At 63.5% G+C, this 16,461-nt stretch carries 15 protein-coding genes and 1 pseudogene; 11 read left to right on the top strand and 5 right to left on the bottom strand.

The window, feature by feature from the left end:
* Nucleotides 1-14: 14 nt before the first annotated feature.
* Nucleotides 15-509 (bottom strand): Lrp/AsnC family transcriptional regulator, encoded by a 495-nt coding sequence (locus ACSYDW_RS17580; protein WP_438340028.1) that lies wholly within the window; start codon nt 507-509, stop codon nt 15-17.
* A gap of 140 nt (nt 510-649) precedes the next feature.
* Here ACSYDW_RS17580 and kynU point away from each other — a divergent pair, with 140 nt between their 5' ends.
* Both kynU and ACSYDW_RS17590 read left to right on the top strand, forming a co-directional pair.
* The gene (gene kynU / locus ACSYDW_RS17585; protein WP_438340029.1) at nt 650-1,939 is read left to right on the top strand and encodes a kynureninase; all 1,290 of its coding nucleotides are present in this window, start codon (nt 650-652) and stop codon (nt 1,937-1,939) included.
* Between the two features lie 151 nt (nt 1,940-2,090).
* The gene (locus ACSYDW_RS17590; RefSeq protein WP_438340030.1) at nt 2,091-2,717 is read left to right on the top strand and encodes a thymidine kinase; all 627 of its coding nucleotides are present in this window, start codon (nt 2,091-2,093) and stop codon (nt 2,715-2,717) included.
* Here ACSYDW_RS17590 and ACSYDW_RS17595 read toward each other — a convergent pair.
* Nucleotides 2,714-3,289, bottom strand: coding sequence for a TetR family transcriptional regulator (locus ACSYDW_RS17595; protein ID WP_438340031.1), 576 nt, complete (start codon nt 3,287-3,289; stop codon nt 2,714-2,716). The two genes, ACSYDW_RS17590 and ACSYDW_RS17595, sit on opposite strands and share 4 nt — an antisense overlap.
* Before the next feature lie 96 nt (nt 3,290-3,385).
* On the opposite strand from ACSYDW_RS17595, the gene ACSYDW_RS17600 reads away from it, so the two are divergent.
* The 3 genes and pseudogenes from ACSYDW_RS17600 to ACSYDW_RS17610 form a co-directional block, all read left to right on the top strand.
* The gene (locus tag ACSYDW_RS17600; protein ID WP_438340032.1) at nt 3,386-3,772 is read left to right on the top strand and encodes a phage holin family protein; all 387 of its coding nucleotides are present in this window, start codon (nt 3,386-3,388) and stop codon (nt 3,770-3,772) included.
* A gap of 85 nt (nt 3,773-3,857) precedes the next feature.
* Complete coding sequence (locus ACSYDW_RS17605) at nt 3,858-4,208, top strand: hypothetical protein (protein WP_438340033.1); 351 nt, start codon at nt 3,858-3,860, stop codon at nt 4,206-4,208.
* A gap of 178 nt (nt 4,209-4,386) precedes the next feature.
* Nucleotides 4,387-5,652: pseudogene (locus ACSYDW_RS17610) on the top strand (adenylosuccinate synthase); the annotation flags it as partial.
* 33 nt (nt 5,653-5,685) lie between these two features.
* Here ACSYDW_RS17610 and ACSYDW_RS17615 read toward each other — a convergent pair.
* Nucleotides 5,686-7,344: a DHA2 family efflux MFS transporter permease subunit gene (locus tag ACSYDW_RS17615; protein ID WP_438340034.1), complete on the bottom strand. Its 1,659-nt coding sequence runs from the start codon at nt 7,342-7,344 to the stop codon at nt 5,686-5,688.
* 98 nt (nt 7,345-7,442) lie between these two features.
* Here ACSYDW_RS17615 and ACSYDW_RS17620 point away from each other — a divergent pair, with 98 nt between their 5' ends.
* Together ACSYDW_RS17620 and ACSYDW_RS17625 are read left to right on the top strand one after the other, a co-directional pair.
* Entirely contained in the window at nt 7,443-8,222 is a 780-nt protein-coding gene (locus tag ACSYDW_RS17620) for a carbon-nitrogen hydrolase family protein (RefSeq protein ID WP_438340035.1), read from the top strand.
* Between the two features lie 141 nt (nt 8,223-8,363).
* The gene (locus ACSYDW_RS17625) at nt 8,364-8,732 is read left to right on the top strand and encodes a hypothetical protein (RefSeq protein WP_438340036.1); all 369 of its coding nucleotides are present in this window, start codon (nt 8,364-8,366) and stop codon (nt 8,730-8,732) included.
* Nucleotides 8,733-9,148: 416 nt separating this feature from the next.
* On the opposite strand, the gene ACSYDW_RS17630 is transcribed toward ACSYDW_RS17625, so the two are convergent.
* Nucleotides 9,149-10,042 (bottom strand): TetR/AcrR family transcriptional regulator, encoded by an 894-nt coding sequence (locus ACSYDW_RS17630; protein ID WP_438340037.1) that lies wholly within the window; start codon nt 10,040-10,042, stop codon nt 9,149-9,151.
* Between the two features lie 335 nt (nt 10,043-10,377).
* On the opposite strand from ACSYDW_RS17630, the gene ACSYDW_RS17635 reads away from it, so the two are divergent.
* From ACSYDW_RS17635 to ACSYDW_RS17645, 3 genes are all read left to right on the top strand, one after another.
* Entirely contained in the window at nt 10,378-11,814 is a 1,437-nt protein-coding gene (locus ACSYDW_RS17635; protein ID WP_438340045.1) for a purine-cytosine permease family protein, read from the top strand.
* 62 nt (nt 11,815-11,876) lie between these two features.
* Nucleotides 11,877-12,725, top strand: a complete 849-nt coding sequence (locus tag ACSYDW_RS17640; RefSeq protein ID WP_438340038.1) for an alpha/beta fold hydrolase — start codon at nt 11,877-11,879, stop codon at nt 12,723-12,725.
* The gene (locus ACSYDW_RS17645; RefSeq protein WP_438340039.1) at nt 12,722-14,224 is read left to right on the top strand and encodes an aromatic amino acid lyase; all 1,503 of its coding nucleotides are present in this window, start codon (nt 12,722-12,724) and stop codon (nt 14,222-14,224) included. Before ACSYDW_RS17640 ends, ACSYDW_RS17645 begins: the two co-directional genes overlap by 4 nt.
* Nucleotides 14,225-14,302: 78 nt before the next feature.
* On the opposite strand, the gene ACSYDW_RS17650 is transcribed toward ACSYDW_RS17645, so the two are convergent.
* Nucleotides 14,303-15,652 carry an MFS transporter gene (locus ACSYDW_RS17650; protein ID WP_438340040.1) on the bottom strand — a complete coding sequence of 450 codons (1,350 nt, stop codon included), beginning with the start codon at nt 15,650-15,652 and terminating at the stop codon, nt 14,303-14,305.
* Between the two features lie 80 nt (nt 15,653-15,732).
* On the opposite strand from ACSYDW_RS17650, the gene ACSYDW_RS17655 reads away from it, so the two are divergent.
* Nucleotides 15,733-16,356: a helix-turn-helix domain-containing protein gene (locus tag ACSYDW_RS17655; RefSeq protein WP_438340041.1), complete on the top strand. Its 624-nt coding sequence runs from the start codon at nt 15,733-15,735 to the stop codon at nt 16,354-16,356.
* Nucleotides 16,357-16,461: the final 105 nt, after the last annotated feature.

Below are 16,461 nucleotides of genomic sequence, written 5' to 3' on the forward strand. Positions count from 1 at the left end.
TTGCCGGTGGCCAGTCATCCTTCCGGGGAAAGGTGCTCAAAAACGAGATTGGTTTGGGTTGAGGCAAACACTGCCTTGGCCCCGAAATTCTGGGCCACGAAGTCCCTCAAGGCCTCGACCGACTGGCAAATCACGTGGACAAGGATGTCCGGAGTTCCACCAAGGACGAAGACGTCCTGAACCTCGGGTAGCGCTTGTAGCTCCCTGGCAGCTTCGAGCATTTCGTTTCGCGCATCGGGACGAACAGTGACAGACACCATCGCAGTGACCTGCAATCCCAGCAGCCTGGGGTCTATGTCGGCATGGAATCCCCGAATGACGCCGGCGTCCTGGAGGGCTCGCACTCGACCCAGACACGTCGAGGCGGCAATCCCTGCCCGGGAAGCCAGCAGGTTGTTCGGGGTCCGGGCGTCCTTGCTGAGTTCCCGGAGGATGACCAGATCGGCGTCGTCGAGTCGAACTGGATTCTGTTGCCGGTGGTGGTTTCTGATACTTCCCGAATTCAGCACGAATTTCTCCTAGTATTTTGAGCACTTATTCACCAAGCTACCAATGGTTTGCTGGATAATTCTATGATTGCCCAACAGGCATTGAGGGTTCGTGGATCGCGCCACGCGCTCTCGGCACGTCAAGAAAGGCACCAAATTCCATGAGCATCCCCACCCTTCGCACCGATCGTGCAAGCTTGCAGGCGGCCGACAACAACGACAGCTTGGCTCGTTTTCGTGAGCGGTTCTCGCTGCCGGAGGGGTTGATCTACCTTGATGGCAACTCACTGGGCCCGCTCCCGCTGGGTGCAGCGGAGCGTGCGGCCGAAGTCATCAACAACGAATGGGCGCACGGACTGATCCGCTCATGGAACACTGCCGGTTGGTTCGATCTGCCGTCCCGGCTGGGGGACAAGCTGTCGAAGCTCATCGGTGGCAATGACGGCGAAACCGTCGTCACCGACACCACGAGCCTCAACCTCTTCAAGGCGCTTGCCTCCGCCGTCCGCATCCAGCAGCAGGACGCCCCGGGTCGCCGCGTCATCCTGACGGAACGCGACAACTTCCCCACCGACATCTACATCGCTGAAGGCATCAGCGATTTCCTCAACTCGGTCAACGCCGAAACCGGTGAGCACTACGAGGTCCGCCTGATCGACGAAAACCTTGGTCTCGAGGAAGCTCTCGACGACTCGGTTGCCGTCCTGGCCCTGTCCCACGTGAACTACCGCACCGGTGCCATGTGGGACATGGACAAGGTCACCGCAGCAGCCCACGCGGCGGGCGCCCTGGTGATCTGGGACCTCGCACATGCTGCGGGTGCCGTCCCGGTGGACCTGAACGGCGCCAACGCCGACTACGCGGTGGGTTGCACCTACAAGTACCTCAACGGCGGACCGGGCTCCCCGGCCTTCATCTGGGTCAACGCCCGCCACCAGGGCCGCTTCTGGCAGCCGCTGACGGGCTGGTGGTCCCACGCCGCGCCGTTCGCGATGGCCGACAGCTACACCGCCGCCAACGACGTCCGCCGGTTCCTCTGCGGAACCCAGCCGATCACCTCCATGGCGATGGTCGAATGCGGGCTCGATGTCTCGCTCGAGGCCGACATGGAACAGGTCCGGGCTAAGTCGCTTGCCTTGACCGACCTCTTCATCGAGCTGGTCCGGGAACGGTGCGGTGAATTCGGCCTCGAGCTGATCACCCCGGAAAACCATGCGGAACGTGGCAGCCACGTCAGCTTCCGGCACCCGGAGGGCTATGCAATCATCCAGGCGCTGATCGCCCGCGGCGTCATCGGCGACTACCGCGAGCCGGAGGTCCTGCGCTTCGGCGTCACCCCGCTCTACCTGTCCCGCACGGACATTTGGGACGCGGTGGAAATCCTGCGGGACATCCTTGAAACCCGCGCCTGGGACGCCCCGGCGTTCAAGTCCCGCAACGCCGTTACCTAAGCCGGTTCCGAAACACCGAGCTCCAACCACCCGATGGCCGCCGGCACCCCGGCGGCCATCGGCGTTGACGGCAGCCGCCCGAAGGCCACGGGACGCCGGTTCGGCTCCAGCACATAGAATCGTCCACGGTGTCCAACACGAAAGGAACGATGTGGCGAAGCTGTATTTCCGCTATGGTGCAATGAATTCGGGCAAGTCGACGGGCTTGTTGCAGGCGGCGTTCAACTACGAGGAGCGCGGCCAGCGGGTGCTGCTGGCCAAGCCGGGCATCGACACCAAGGGAGACTCCGGCATCGTTTCGCGCCTGGGCATGAATCGCGACGTCGATTTCCTGATCCCGCCGAATGCGGACCTGCGCGGGCTCTTCGCCTCGCACGCGGCGGGGGACGATCCCGCGGCGATCCTGCAACACGTCGACGCGCCGCCGGTGGCCTGCCTGCTGGTCGACGAGGCCCAGTTCCTGACCGCCGGCCAGGTCGATGACCTGTTCCGCATCGCGGTGCTCGACGGGGTCCCGGTGCTCGCCTACGGAATCCGTTCCGACTTCCGCACCCACGCGTTCCCCGGTTCGCGGCGGCTTTTGGAAATCGCGCATTCGCTTGAGGAGCTCAAGACCATTTGCCGGTGCGGCCGCAAGGCCGTGTTCAACACGCGCAGGGTGGGCGAGCAGATCATCTTCGCGGGAGACCAGGTGGCGATCGACGGCGACGAGGTCTGGTACGAGTCGCTGTGCGGAGCCTGCTACCTCGAGGCCTCCGGGGGCCGCCTAGGCGATTAGGCCCCGGCGGGGGCATGTTCGACCGAAAGCCCCTGCAGGATGACCCGGACACCGTACTCGAAGGCCTCCGGCCCGAGGCCCCCGCCGGTTCCTTCCGCTTCCGGCGAGCCGGCCAGCGCCTGGGCCTCCTGGTGGGCGGCAATGGAGCCGAGCAGGTGGTTGAGCATCAAGTGCCTGGCGTACGGCGCCTGGTCACGGGGGATCCCGGCCAGCTCGAGGAACTCCAGCAGCCAGCCCAGCGGCGCCAACGCGTCGGGGCGCATGGACTGCGCCAGCTGGATCACCTCGGCGGAGTCCGGGACCGTGATCAGCGCTGCGCGCAACTGCTCCAACAACGAGGCGATGGCCAGCGGAGCCATGGCCGGGTCCGGGGTCTGCGGCCGCGGCACGGATCCCAGCAATTTCGCCGCCACATCCACCAGCAGTTCCTGCTTGGATTTCACGTGCCAGTACAGGGCCCCTACCTGAACCTCGAGTTCCCGGGCGAGGCGGCGCATCGAGAGGTCGGCCAGGCCGAATTTCGAAAGCACGTCCACTGCGGTGTCGATGAGTTGTTCGCGGGTCAGGGCCATGGGATCCAGTCTAGGGCGGCCCCGGGAATAACTGGTTCCCGTCCTGCCGCCCCAAGTCACAGTGTTGGCCGTACACTCGGAACCATGATTCGCTTCTTGATTCGGATTGCCATTTTCGTCGTCTCGTCGGTGCTCGGCCTGCTGGTGGCGAGCTGGATCCTGGACGGGTTCAATATCCACGTTTCCGGGTTCATCGTCGCGGTCCTGGTGTTCACCGTGGTGCAGGCTGTCATCACGCCTTTCGTGGCTACCATGGCCAAGCGCTACGCTTCGGCATTCCTGGGCGGGGTGGGGCTGATCGCCACGGCACTGGCGCTGTATGTCGCCCAGCTTTTCCCGGGCGGCCTTTCCCTGTCGGGCGTGGGCACCTGGGTGCTTGGCACGTTGGTGGTTTGGCTGGTCAGCGCCCTGGGGACCTTCCTGTTGCCGTTCTGGTGGCTGCGCGAGAAGCGCCGGGCACGCACTGCCGCACCTGATGCCTAGGGAAAACCCATGGCAAAGCACCGTCGGGGAAAAGAGCCGTTCGCGATCCCTCGACGAAACGACCAAAGCGGGGTTTGATGGGGTCATGAGTATGCAATTTCCAACACCCGAGGCCATGGCCGAGTACCAGCGGATCGCCCGCGCCCTGCTCGGCGAAGGGGTGACGCCGGGAAAGATGTTCGGCAAGGATGCCCTGAAGTTCGAATCGAAGGCCATTGCATGCCTGCAGGAAGACCGGATGGCGTTCAAGGTCGGCCGCGACAGCAAGGCCATGGCCAGGGGCATGGAGTGCCCCGGCGCGGAGCTTTTCGACCCCTCCGGACAGGGAAGGCCGTTCCGCGATTGGGTGGCCGTTCCCGAAAGTTCGATGGAACAGTGGGAGCCGCTGGCCCAGGCCGCATTATCTGCGGCGATCGAGCCGGAAAGCGACTCCTGACCGCCATAAATCCACTCGACGTTCGATCTTCGGGTAAACTCGTGACGTAAGAGCCCCTTACTGTTCTTCCTGATCCATGCGTGGGCGGTGGAAGAGCGAGGGGCATTTCTGCGCCCGGCACCGCCGGGACCCGGCATGATGTGCCGGCCGCGCTGAATCGAGCAAGGGGGAGGATCCCATGCCAGCAATCGTGATCGTCGGAGCCCAGTGGGGCGACGAGGGCAAGGGTAAAGCCACTGACCTTTTGGGTGGCCAAGTTGACTACGTTGTGAAGCCAAACGGCGGCAACAACGCCGGCCATACGGTCGTCGTCGGCGGTGAAAAGTACGAGCTCAAGCTCCTGCCCGCCGGCATTCTTTCGCCGAACGCCATTCCGATCATCGGAAACGGCTGTGTAGTGAACCTCGAGGCACTCTTCGAGGAGATCGAGGGACTCCAGGCCCGCGGGGCCGACACCTCGAAGCTGCGCGTTTCCGCGAACGCGCACCTGGTGGCCCCGTACCACCAGACCATGGACAAGGTCACCGAACGCTTCCTGGGCAAGCGCGCCATCGGCACCACCGGCCGCGGCATCGGCCCGGCCTACATGGACAAGATCGGACGCCTGGGCATCCGCGTGCAGGACGTCTTCGACGAATCCATCCTGCGCCAGAAGGTCGAGGGTGCGCTGAACCAGAAGAACGAGCTGCTGGTCAAGGTCTACAACCGCCGCGGCGTCGAGGTCGACGAGATCGTCGAGTACTTCCTGTCCTTCGCCGAGCGCCTGCGCCCGATGGTCATCGACGCCACGCTGGAACTGAACAACGCACTGGACGCCGGCAAGGTGGTGCTCATGGAGGGCGGCCAGGCCACGTTCCTGGACGTCGACCACGGCACCTACCCGTTCGTCACTTCGTCGAACCCGACGGCCGGCGGCGCCTCGGTCGGCTCGGGCATCGGCCCGACCCGCATCACCCGCTCCGTGGGCATCATCAAGGCCTACACCACCCGCGTGGGTGCGGGCCCGTTCCCGACCGAGCTCTTCGACGAGATGGGCATCTACCTGCAGAAGACCGGCGGCGAATTCGGTGTGAACACCGGCCGTCCGCGCCGCTGCGGCTGGTACGACGCGGTGCTGGCACGCCACGCCTCGCGCGTGAACGGCTTCACCGACTACTTCGTCACCAAGCTCGACGTGCTCACCAACATCGAACAGATCCCGGTGTGCGTTGCCTACGACGTCGACGGGGTGCGCCACGACGAGATGCCGATGACGCAGACCGACTTCCACCACGCCAAGCCGATCTTCGAGTACTTCCCGGGGTGGACCGAGGACATCTCCACGGCACGCACCATGGAGGACCTGCCGGAGAACGCACGCAACTACGTGCTGGCCCTGGAGTCAATGAGCGGGACCCGTTTCTCGGCCATCGGCGTTGGACCGGACCGCGAGCAGACCATCGTGCGCCACGCCCCTTCTGCATCCGGCGGGGGGAGGCTAGCCCCGCCCGGCCTCCGGATCGGTCGCCAGCGCCTGCTCATCCGCCGGGGCAGGGACGGCGCGGGCCGCGCGGCTGACCTGCAACGAGCCGACCCAACCGATGGCCAGGCAGAGCACCGCGGCAACCATGGCGGCCTGGACCCCGCTGGTGAAGGCATCGCCCATGGCCGCGGCGACCTGCTCCGCGTGCTCGCCGAAGGCAGCCCCGGCGCCCCCGTGCAGCACCTGCGGAATGAGGCCGCCCGCCGAATCGCTGAGTCGCTGGGCCCATGCCGCGGCGTCAAGGCCCGGGATGTCCAGGTCACCCAGGGACGTGGTGGCAGCCTGGGTGGTTGCCACGGCCAGCACGCTGCCGGCGATCGCCGTGCCGAACCCCGAGCCGAGCTGGCGCAGCGTGCTTTGCGTCGCCGAGCCCTGCCCGGAAGCCTCCGGCGGCACGTCGCGCAGGACGGTGCTGGTCAGTTGCGCGGAGGCCAGCCCCAGTCCCAGCCCGTAGAAGACCAGCAGCAGGACCACCGGGGTCATCGGGGCGCCGGCGCCGACGGCCCAGGCCAGGCCCGCAATGCCCGCGATTTCCATCCCGAGCCCCAGGACCACCACGCGGTCAGCGCCCATGGTTTCGGCCAGGCGCCGGGCCATGGCCCCGGACAGGAACGCGCCGGCGGCCATGCCGGCCAGGATCAGCCCGGCACCCATGGCGTCGTATCCCAGCACGTTGATCAGGTAGAGCGGAAGCACCAGGAGCAGGCCGAACTCGCCCATGGCCACCATCGTGGCCGTGGCGTTGCCCCAGGAGAACGTCGCGTGGGAGAAGAGCGAGACATCGAGCAGGGTGGCCTGGCGCCGCCGGGCGCGCCGCAGCTCCCAGCCGATGAATGCGGCAAGCGAGCCCACGGCGATCGCCCCGAGGACCGGGATCGGAGAGAGCGGGGCGTCCACGCCCCAGTGCAGTGGACCCAGGTCGCCGGCCGTCCGCGGGGTGACCCAGCCCCAGCTCGGCCCCTCGATCAGGACAAAGACCAGCAGCCCGAACCCGAGCGCGCTGAGCAGGACGCCGACGACGTCGGTCCCGTTCTCACGGTGCTCGGTGGTGGTTTCCGGGACGACGCGCCAGATCCCCGCCAGTACCAGCAGGCCCAGCGGCAGGTTGACCCAGAAGATCCAGCGCCAGTCCAGGTATGTGGTGAAGGCCCCGCCCAGCAACGGGCCCAGGGCCGCGGCGCCGGACATGACGGCTCCCCACACGCCGAATGCGGCCGCGCGTTCCTTGCCGCGGAAGATGGAATTGACGCTGGAGAGCGTCGAGGGCAGGACCGCTGCCCCGCCGACCCCCTGCAGGGCGCGGGCGGCGATGAGCGTCGTCGCGTCGGTGGCGAGGGCCGCGGCGAGGCTGCCCGCCACGAAGACGGCCACTCCGATCGCCAGCAGCCTGCGCCGCCCGATCCTGTCGCCGAGTCGCCCGGCCGTCATCAGCAGTGCGGCAAGCACCACCGAGTAGAGCGAATTGACCCACTGCGCGGAGGTCAGGTCCATGTCGAGGGCCTCGATCATGGTGGGCAGCGAAACCCCGACGATCGTTCCGTCGAGCACGATCATTGCGAGGGCCCCGGCCAGCACCACCAGCGCCAGCCACTTGTTCTTTGGTTCGGTCGTCACAATGCCCACCATACGTCTGACATGGCCGATCCGGGGTCAACCAAACGGTGGATTGTCGCTAGGCTGGTGCCAGGACGTCGGCAACGAAGGGAATCGCCATGAAGGTCAGTGTCGGACAATTCGCCCCCACGGGATCGATCGCGCAGAATGTGGCGACCATGGACCGGCTCGCAGCGCGGGCCAAGGGCGAAGGCGCGGACCTGGTGCTCTTCCCCGAGGAGGCAATGCTTGCGGTGTCAAAGGCCGACGGCGGCCTGAACGCGGCCGTCGCCGGGCAATGGGCGGCCTTCGTACAGCGGCTTTCCTTCATCGCCGCGGAACACCGGATCGCCATCGTAGCCGGCGGGTACGAGGAAAGCGGCGATGCACGCCCCTACAACACCCTCGCCGCAGTGGCCGAGGACGGCAGGATCCTGGGGACCTACCGCAAGATCCACCTCTACGACGCTTTCTCCTACCAGGAATCCACGGACATCACCGCCGGCCCGGTGGAAGCGCTGCCGATCTTCGAGATCGGGGGCCTCAAGGTCGGGGTGCTGACCTGCTACGACCTGCGCTTCCCGGAATTGTCCCGGCGACTGGCGGTCAACGGGGCCGAGCTCCTGCTGGTGGCGGCCGCCTGGTTCAAGGGCGAGCACAAGGTCGACCACTGGGAAACGCTGCTCAAGGCCCGCGCCATCGAAAACACCGTGTGGGTTGCCGCCGCGGGAACCAGCTCGAGCCACACCATTGGGCACTCGGCGATCCTCGACCCGATGGGCGTCCCGGTGGTCTTCCTGGATGATGACGCCGAGGGGCTGGTGACCACCGAGGTCGCGCGCCGCCGCATCGACGAGGTGCGGGAATTCCTTCCGGTGCTGGCCAACCGCCGCCTGTAGGAAGCCGCCCCCGGGGAGCGTGTCGCGGCTGGCGGGAAGCCCGCAACCTGACATGTACCGGGTGGGCCGTTCACCTTAGTATTGATGCGCGAAGAGTCGTCAAACAGGCAAGGTAGAGCAGTGGGCAATCCCGAAACGCAAATGAGTGAAGAGATCATCGAGGAATGGGCGGAGGCCACCAGCCGCGCCTACAACGATTCGCTGACCGGGCTGGACCTTGCCCGGGTCCCGGCCGCTGTCGAGGCCTTCATCGAGCTGTACGAGCAGAGCAAGTCGCTGACCTTCAACGCTGACTTCTCCCCGGTGGACTACTTCGAGGAGCACCCCGCCGCCGCGATCGCCGGGATCCTTGATTCGAGCGACGCCCTGGAGCTCCTGGATGAGGACCAGGAGGAGGCGCTGGAGGACATCCTTGAATTCGCCGAGGCGTGGGCGCAGTTCGACGGAAGCCAGCAGCCCGACCTGGGCGTTTCCGAGGCAGACGACGACGGCGAGGAGCCGGGCTGGTAGGCCCGGCCCGGGCACTTCAACTAGTACTGCGTCGGGCGACCGTTGCTCTCGGGTGGCGGAAGTGCGACGGAAGGCCTGACCCCGTTTGAGTTCGAAGGTGCGGTTTTGCGCTGGGTGGACTCTGCATAGGACCATGTTGGCCTTGCTGGGAGGCGTGGGTCGGGTCGTGCTGTTGACGGCGAGTTGGTCCGGGGCGGTGGTGAACACGTGGTTCGACCTGATCGAGTCATATGTCCTGGAACCGGCGCGTAGGCGGGGCTGACGTTGTTCGATGCCAACCCGGTCTCGATCCGGGCGTACGCGCTGCAGGGCAGGATCAGGCCGTGGCAGCAGGCTGCGTTCATGGACCTGATGGAAACACGCCCCAGTTCCTGCCGGCACCGTCGCAGAGACGCAAGTGGTGAATGACCATACTGCTACCTGCTGTCTTCAGTCATCTCCGTCAGAGGGGTCGGCTGAGCGCCTTGCCGATTCGCAACGTCAAGCGCTGTTTCGACGTAAAGTCGGAGCTGCCGCCGCATCGAGTCGGCCGTTGCCCCGGGTACCCCGAGAATTACCTGTAGTCCGAGGCCGTTGACCAGTGCTGTGAGTTGCATGGCCGCGTCGGTTGGATCGCATTTTCGAAAGTGCCCCTGTTTTTGCCCGAGGACGACGATCTCTTCAATGGATTCGTTCCATTGCTCCACGATTTCGCAGTGAAGTTGTCTGAATCGAGTGCGGCTGTCACCCCAGCTCCACAGCTGGACCCAGCCGGACCAGTCGTCAGCCAATTTATCTGTGTCGGGCAGTTGCATTTCAATGAGTAGCATGAGGCGTTCGCGCGCCGAATCCACTTGTACCAGCCTTGCCCATTGATCTTCGAAAGTTGTGCTGAACTTTCGATGCATGGCGTAGTTAAGCAGCTCGTCCCTGGTTAGGAAGAAATAGTTGACCTTCGCAGGGGTTACGCCGGCTTTCATCGCAACATCCACGATTTGAGTTGCTTCATAACCTTTCCGGGTCAGAACATCCCATGCCGAGGCAAGGATCCGGTCCCGCATTCTGGAAAGCTCGGCCGTCGAAGCCCGACCGCCCCTGTAGGGATCTCCATCTTCGCTGCCCGCATCGCCGTAAAGTAGCCAATCGGCGGACACCTCGCAGTACTTGGCGATTCTCACGACTTCGATCGAAGTGAACTGCCGCGACCCGCTGAGCGATTTCGACAGTTTCACTTTGTCAAGTCCGATTGCGAACGCAAAATCTGACTGGGTGCCAGGGGAACGCTCAACGAGCTGCCGCACACGTTCCCGAAGACCTGCTTCAGTGTTCATGACTCAACAGTGTATGTGATAGGCAGGCGCCTTCGGACTTGTCTCAATAAAGAGGTCATCTTGCTTGCAAGTTCTCATCTGCAGTCGCCACTTTCGTTGCGGAACTCGAAACCAAGATGGGCTTGTTTTGAGGAGGAACGACGCCCATTTGCTCCCAGTTGAGGTGTTTGCCCAAACGACTCGACTGCGCACGTTGCGAATCTCCCAACACCCCGTTTTGGACGTTATTTCGCGGCTAGGCTCCTCAATACATCGATCTTCTCGGCTTGAATCTAGACCTCAACGGGTGCAGTACAGATCGAGGCCGTCAGATACTTCAAGAAAAAGGAATCGTGATGAAAATCCAGCCCGGTCCTGCTGAGCAACGGGAGCCCACCAGACGCACGCTCGTCGAGCAGCGCACGATTGAGTACATTCCACTGGACGAACGCCGAGGGAAGCCATGGCACGTGACCCCGGTTTGGTTCACTTCGACCTCCGGCCTCACGTCGCTTGCGATCGGGACAATCGGAGTTTTGAACGGCCTCAGCCTGCTTTGGGCAATCTTGGCAATCATTCTTGGGTCGGCGTTCGGAACGGTCTTCTCAGCGTTCCATGCTTCGCAGGGACCACAGATGGGGATGCCCCAACTAATCCAGTCGCGTCCTCAATACGGTTACCGAGGTGCAATCCTAATCTACTTGCTATCGGTGTTCGCCTATATGGGATTCAGTGTTTTTACAATTCTGATGCTTGGTCAAGGATTCGAATTGCTGCTTGGTTGGCCGGTGTCAATTGGGATGGTGGTCGCTTGTGCCATCGCGGTTACGGTGGCCGCGATTGGCTATGACATTGTGCATAAGTTGGCTCGATGGTTCGCCTGGGCATTCTTGATTTGTTTTCTGGTGGTCACAATCTTCATTCCACGCACATTGCCAGAGATTAAGCTCGAGGGCGGGTTCAGCTGGTCGATCTTCCTCCTTCAAGCTGCGGCCTGTGCGGCGGCAAATCTTGCATGGGCACCTTACGTCTCGGACTACACGCGGTATCTGCCGCATATGAGCCTAAAGTCGTCCTTCTTCAGCACCTACGTAGGAATGACAGTCGCTGCGGTATGGATTGAGTCAGTCGCAGCCGCGGTAATTGCGGCTTTTCCCAGCGACGACATCGTTGGCGCACTACTCAAAGGTGGAAACACTGTCTTCCCTGGATTCGGCAGCGTCATGTTGCTGCTCTGCATGGTTGGCTCCCTGTATCTCGTCGCCATGAACTCCTATGGAGGGTCCCTTGCCATCCTGTCAATTGCCGATAGTTTCAAGCCGACGCGAGCGACACCTGTTCTGCGTGCCGCGATCGCGATCGCACTTGGCGCTATTGCGCTCCTTATTGCATTCCTGGCCTCTGACCAGGTACTTGAGAACTACGGAACCTTTTTGACTATTCTTCTGTACCTCCTGGCGCCCTGGACTGCTACGAATCTTGTCGATTTCTTCCTTGTTCGGCACGGCCGCTACTCGATTCGGGACATCTTCAACCCCGACGGCATGTACGGCGCCTGGAACTGGCGCGGCTATGCCTCATATGTGGTCGCTCTCGTCGCGATGGTCCCTTTCGTGAGTACCGTTTGGTGGACCGGACCAGTGGCCACCGCTTGGGGCTTTGACGTTGCTCCCTACGTTGGGATTCTCGCCGCCGGAATTTCTTATTGGTTGTTTTCGAGAAGCATCGATATTGACGCCGAGCAGAAGCTCATTCAACAAATCGATGCAGGCCTCGCAAAGGTCAACAACTGATCACTTCCCGGCAGATTGAAGAAACCTTCCTTGGACCGACAATCGAATTGGATCTAACCGCAATGAAAACTAGCCAGGTTCATCTCACTCAGCTGACAACCAATGTCCACGTATCGGGGGTGGGACCCGATATTCTTTGGATCGCCGGCGGAGGCTATTTCGGAGAGGCTTGGCACGAACATTTCGTGCCACACTTCTCACGACGATTCAGAAACATCACCTTTGACAATCGCGGTAGCGACTCGACGGTGTGTTCCCAACCGACCCCCTGGTCGATGGCCGACATGGCCCGGGACGCAGCGGAACTCCTTGAAAAGATAGGGGTGGGTAGGGCAATCGTCGTGGGTCATTCCATGGGGGGCGCCGTCGCTCTACAGCTCGCACTCGATCGTCCGGATTTGGTTTCCCGTGCCATCAGCATGGCGAGCGGCGCAGATACGTCCAAACACTGGGCGGGTGACTACATGCGTGCTGAAATTGCTTTGCGTCGGGAGGGAGTCAGGTTGTCAACAGAATTTGCCGCCACGCACTACGCGCCATTGCTCTACCCTGCCGAAGCCCTCGGCGATCCAACACAGTGGGAAAAAATCAGGGATGCGCTATCTGCGCCTTCCTTCCACGAGAACAATGAGAATACTGTCGAATCCCAGTGGCAGGCTTGTCTTGATTTCGACGTCTCTTCGAGAATGCACGAACTCACGGTACCGACTGACTTTATCTGTTTTGAGCAGGATGTCAGCGCTCCGCCTGCGTTGTCCCGCTCGGCAGCTGGGCTTTCACCCCTCGCAAATTACCATGAGATCCCAGGACTCGGTCACTGCTCTCTCTTTGGGCACCGTCCTCACGATGTCAGTTCGAAACTGGACGAGCTCCTCCCCGCATGCCATTCGAGTGAGGAGAAAACAAGGTGAGCAGCTTCAACGAACCAAGGCTCCTTGCGGAGGCCGCCGCTACGCGAAACTTGTGTGCGGAACCTCCACTCGAACTTATCGGTGGGAGTCTTTCCATTGCTGATATTGTGGCGGCCGCGACTGGAAAACGGGGTGTTGTAGTACCGCCGATGCTCTGGCCGCGTGTACGGGAAAGTCACACCTGCCTTGCCGACGCTTCAGCTCGGGTGCCCGTTTACGGTGCGAATACCGGGGTCGGTGCGAACAAGTCCGTAACAGTCGACAGCCGTGGACAAGAAGCCGTGTCGATGCGGCTCCTTCGTAGCCATTGTGCGGGTATCGGAGAGGTACTCGACGCGGAAGTTACTCGAGCCGCCATGGTTGTTCGCCTGAACCAGATCCTGGTCGGAAACTCCGGCGTCAGCGAAAGGCTGGCCAGGGGGCTCGCGGACGCAGTGGCAACAGATGCACTCCCGACGATTCATTCGCTCGGTGGGCTTGGCACGGCAGACATCGCCCAACTTGCCGAACTCGCGTTAACCCTCGCTGGAGAACGACCGTGGTGCTCCGGACAGATACCTCCTATACGGATTGCCGATACGGATGCTCTCCCGTTCATGAGTTCAAGCGCTGTGACTCTCGCGGGGGCGGCCTTGGCGGTGTATGAGTGCGAGCAGATTCTGGTCGCCGCTGAGCTTGTCTTCTCGATGAGTTTCATGGGCATGCGCGGGTCGGTCGAAGCCCTGGCCCCCGAGGTTCATCGCGCTAGACCGCAACCGCATCAGGAACAAGTGGCAGCCAGGCTTCGCGCGATGGTTGCGGAACAAACGGACCAAAGTCACATCGTGCAAGACTCGTTTGCCTTGAGGGTATTCCCGGCGGTCCTAGGCACAGCCTGGGACGCACTCACACGACTGCGATCTGCTGTTGAATTGGAATGTTCTTCTGGTTCAGAGAACCCACTCGTGCTCCATGACGCGGTGAAGCACCATGGGCTTTTCCACCTGGCTGAGGTCGCAAGTCTCCTCGATCAGCTCCGCCTCGCACTTGCATCTTTCTTTACCCTTTCCTCCTCGCGAGTCTCCGCCATGACCGATCCCGCGGCCACTGGGCGAACTCAGTTCTTGAGCGATGGCGCGCCTGGAAGCTCAGGTCTAATGATCGGTGAGTACGTTGTAAACGATGCGCTTGCTTCAATACGCACCCTTTCCACGCCAACAACGAGTGCCGCGATATCCATTTCATTGGGTATCGAGAACCATGCGAGTTATGCCACTCAGGGGGTCCGGCAGCTTCGGGAGCAGCTCAAGCTCGGGTGGTGGGTTGTTGGAGTTGAAGCACTATCAGCTATTCGTTGTCTGCGCGGGACGACGATCGAGGAACTGCCATGCACTGCAATACATCAGTACCTGCAACTGGCCGAGGCAGTGAACTCAGACGAGACGGACCGACCGATGAACGAAGATTTGCTTCCTATCATCGACGCTCTTAAGTCGATTGTTGTCCCGCGAGCTAGCTGATTCGCAAAGTACCGGCCCGCGAAGCGTGGGGCATCGAAATGTACATGAGGTCCCGCACGAGCATCGACAGCGCTGGACCTAGATTTGCGGGATTTTTCCGGATCGACCATAGGTTGCTGCGCGCGCCGCCCACCCCTCGGGGCCGGGGAGCGTGCGCAGCGGCTTGTTGGCCACCGCCATGATTCCCGCCAGCGCGGCAATGCCGGCGCACAAGGCGAGAAGGCCCGTCCATCCCCAGAGCGTGAAACCGAACCCCGCGATGAGCGGGGCCAGCGGGAGGGCGGCCATGCTCATCAGGGCCGAGGCGCTGGTGGCCCGCCCCAGCAGCCCGGTGGGAACCGCCGCCATGAAGTAGCCGCCGATCCCGGCGTTGATGGCAGGTGCCCCGAACAGGGCAACGGCCATGACCGAGCACACTGCGGGAATCGTCTCAACGAACGGCAGGACCCAGAGCGAACCCACCGCCAGCAGCAACCCGGCGCAGGTGAGTGCCCCGCTGGGAACCCGCTTGATCAGCGCCGGCGCCACGGTGCTGCCCAGGAGCATGCCGCCGCCGATCGCGGCCGACACCAGGCCGATGTTGGCCGCCGATTCGCCGCGGCGTTGGAGGGCAAAAATGACCGAGGTGATGGCCGCGTTGGTCCCCAGATTGATGACAACGGACACCACCAGCATGGCGCGCAGGTCGCGCCGCCGCCACAGCCACCTCAGGCCCTCGCCGCTTTCCGTTGCGAAACCGCGGATCAACCCGGTGCGCTCGGCGCTCGCCGGGGTCGCCTCCGCCTCCAGCGAGGGTTCCGGTGCGGTGCGGTGCGGCAGGACCATGATCTTGGCCAGTATCGTGGCCACCGCGTGGATGGCGGCGATAACGGCCATGGCCACCGTCTGCGAGACCGCAAGCAGGATTCCGCCAAGCGGCCCGCCTGCCAGGGAAACCACCGCGTCGCGGCCCTGGTTTGCCGCGAGCGCCGAGCCGAGCTGGGTGTTCGGCAGCAGGTCCTTGAGCACCGCGTCGGAGGCCGAACCGAAGAGCCCGTTGCGCACCGACATCAGCAGGTGGAGGGAAATCAGTACCCAAAATGTCAGGTGCCCGGTCGCTGCCGCGGCGACAAGCCCGAGGGCGACGGCGGTGCCGCTGAGCCCGCCAATCATCATGAGCCGGCGGCGGTCGTGCCGGTCCGCCAGCACCCCGCCGGGCAGCGTGGCGAGCATCCGGCCGAGCATCCCGGCCGCGCCGATGATCCCGGCCTGCGCGGGGGAGTTGGTGGCGACCAGGGCAATCAGGGGGACTGCGAACGAATGCACGGCGATCCCGAGGGCCGATCCGGTGTCGGAAACGAGCCACAGCAGGTAGTTGCGGTTGCGCCACAGTGCCGGGGCCGCGGTGGCCGTCCGGGCACCGACTTTCATGCTGGTTTTGGTGGTCATGCACCCAACGGTAAACCCGCAAACTTAGTTGCGCAATAGAACTTGCGCAAATAATCTTGTTGGATCGCTACACTTGTGGCATGGCCTCCCAGGAACGGAACACCCCCGACGACCCAACCATCACCATGAACTCCTCGATGCTCAAGGCGATGGCAAACCCGCTGCGCCGGCGCATCATGGCAACGCTCTCGGCCATGGAGTCGGCCCGTGCCACTGACCTTGCGGACCAGCTCGAGGTTCCGGCCAACTCACTCAGCTTCCACCTGCGGGTGCTGGCCTCCGCCGGAATCGTCGAGGAGGCGCCCGAGCTGGCGCGGGACCGGAGGGACAGGGTCTGGCGGGCGGTGCACGGCCGCTTCAGCGTAGGCACCCCGGATGACCCCAGTGCGGCGGACGACGCCCTCGTGCTGAAGACGTACCTGGGGCAGCAGGGCCAGGACCTGGTGCGCCAGCTCCAGGCGGTCCTGGACTGGGGCAACGAGTATGCGACGGGCAGCCAGGCCGATGTGCGCGGGGTCCTTGACCTGACCAACCTCATGCTCAACGACGCAGAGGTCAAGGAACTGGAGGAGAAGGTCATCGAGGTCGTGGGCGCGGCCAAGAAGGAAAGCCTGCGCAACGCCGGCGACGGGACCGAACGCAGGCTGTGGCACCTCACCACCATGATGGCCCGCGAGGACCTTCCGGGGCTTTCCCGGGCTTAAGGCGCCGGGGGGGGGGGCCCCCCCCCCGGGGGGGGGGGGCCCCCCCCCCCCCCCCCCGGGGGGGCCCCCCCCCCCCGGGGGGGGGGGGGCCCCCGGGGGGGGGGG

Source organism: Paeniglutamicibacter selenitireducens (assembly GCF_051550675.1).
Classification (GTDB): Bacteria; Actinomycetota; Actinomycetes; order Actinomycetales; family Micrococcaceae; genus Paeniglutamicibacter.

Bases quoted from the DNA above. Each gene is read 5' to 3' on its own strand.
- kynU (WP_438340029.1), top strand. From the start codon at position 650: ATGAGCATCCCCACCCTTCGCACCGATCGTGCAAGCTTGCAGGCGGCC.
- ACSYDW_RS17595 (WP_438340031.1), bottom strand. From the start codon at position 3,289: ATGGCCCTGACCCGCGAACAACTCATCGACACCGCAGTGGACGTGCTT.
- ACSYDW_RS17605 (WP_438340033.1), top strand. From the start codon at position 3,858: ATGAGTATGCAATTTCCAACACCCGAGGCCATGGCCGAGTACCAGCGG.
- ACSYDW_RS17620 (WP_438340035.1), top strand. From the start codon at position 7,443: ATGAAGGTCAGTGTCGGACAATTCGCCCCCACGGGATCGATCGCGCAG.
- ACSYDW_RS17625 (WP_438340036.1), top strand. From the start codon at position 8,364: ATGAGTGAAGAGATCATCGAGGAATGGGCGGAGGCCACCAGCCGCGCC.
- ACSYDW_RS17630 (WP_438340037.1), bottom strand. From the start codon at position 10,042: ATGAACACTGAAGCAGGTCTTCGGGAACGTGTGCGGCAGCTCGTTGAG.
- ACSYDW_RS17635 (WP_438340045.1), top strand. From the start codon at position 10,378: ATGAAAATCCAGCCCGGTCCTGCTGAGCAACGGGAGCCCACCAGACGC.
- ACSYDW_RS17640 (WP_438340038.1), top strand. From the start codon at position 11,877: ATGAAAACTAGCCAGGTTCATCTCACTCAGCTGACAACCAATGTCCAC.
- ACSYDW_RS17650 (WP_438340040.1), bottom strand. From the start codon at position 15,652: ATGACCACCAAAACCAGCATGAAAGTCGGTGCCCGGACGGCCACCGCG.
- ACSYDW_RS17655 (WP_438340041.1), top strand. From the start codon at position 15,733: ATGGCCTCCCAGGAACGGAACACCCCCGACGACCCAACCATCACCATG.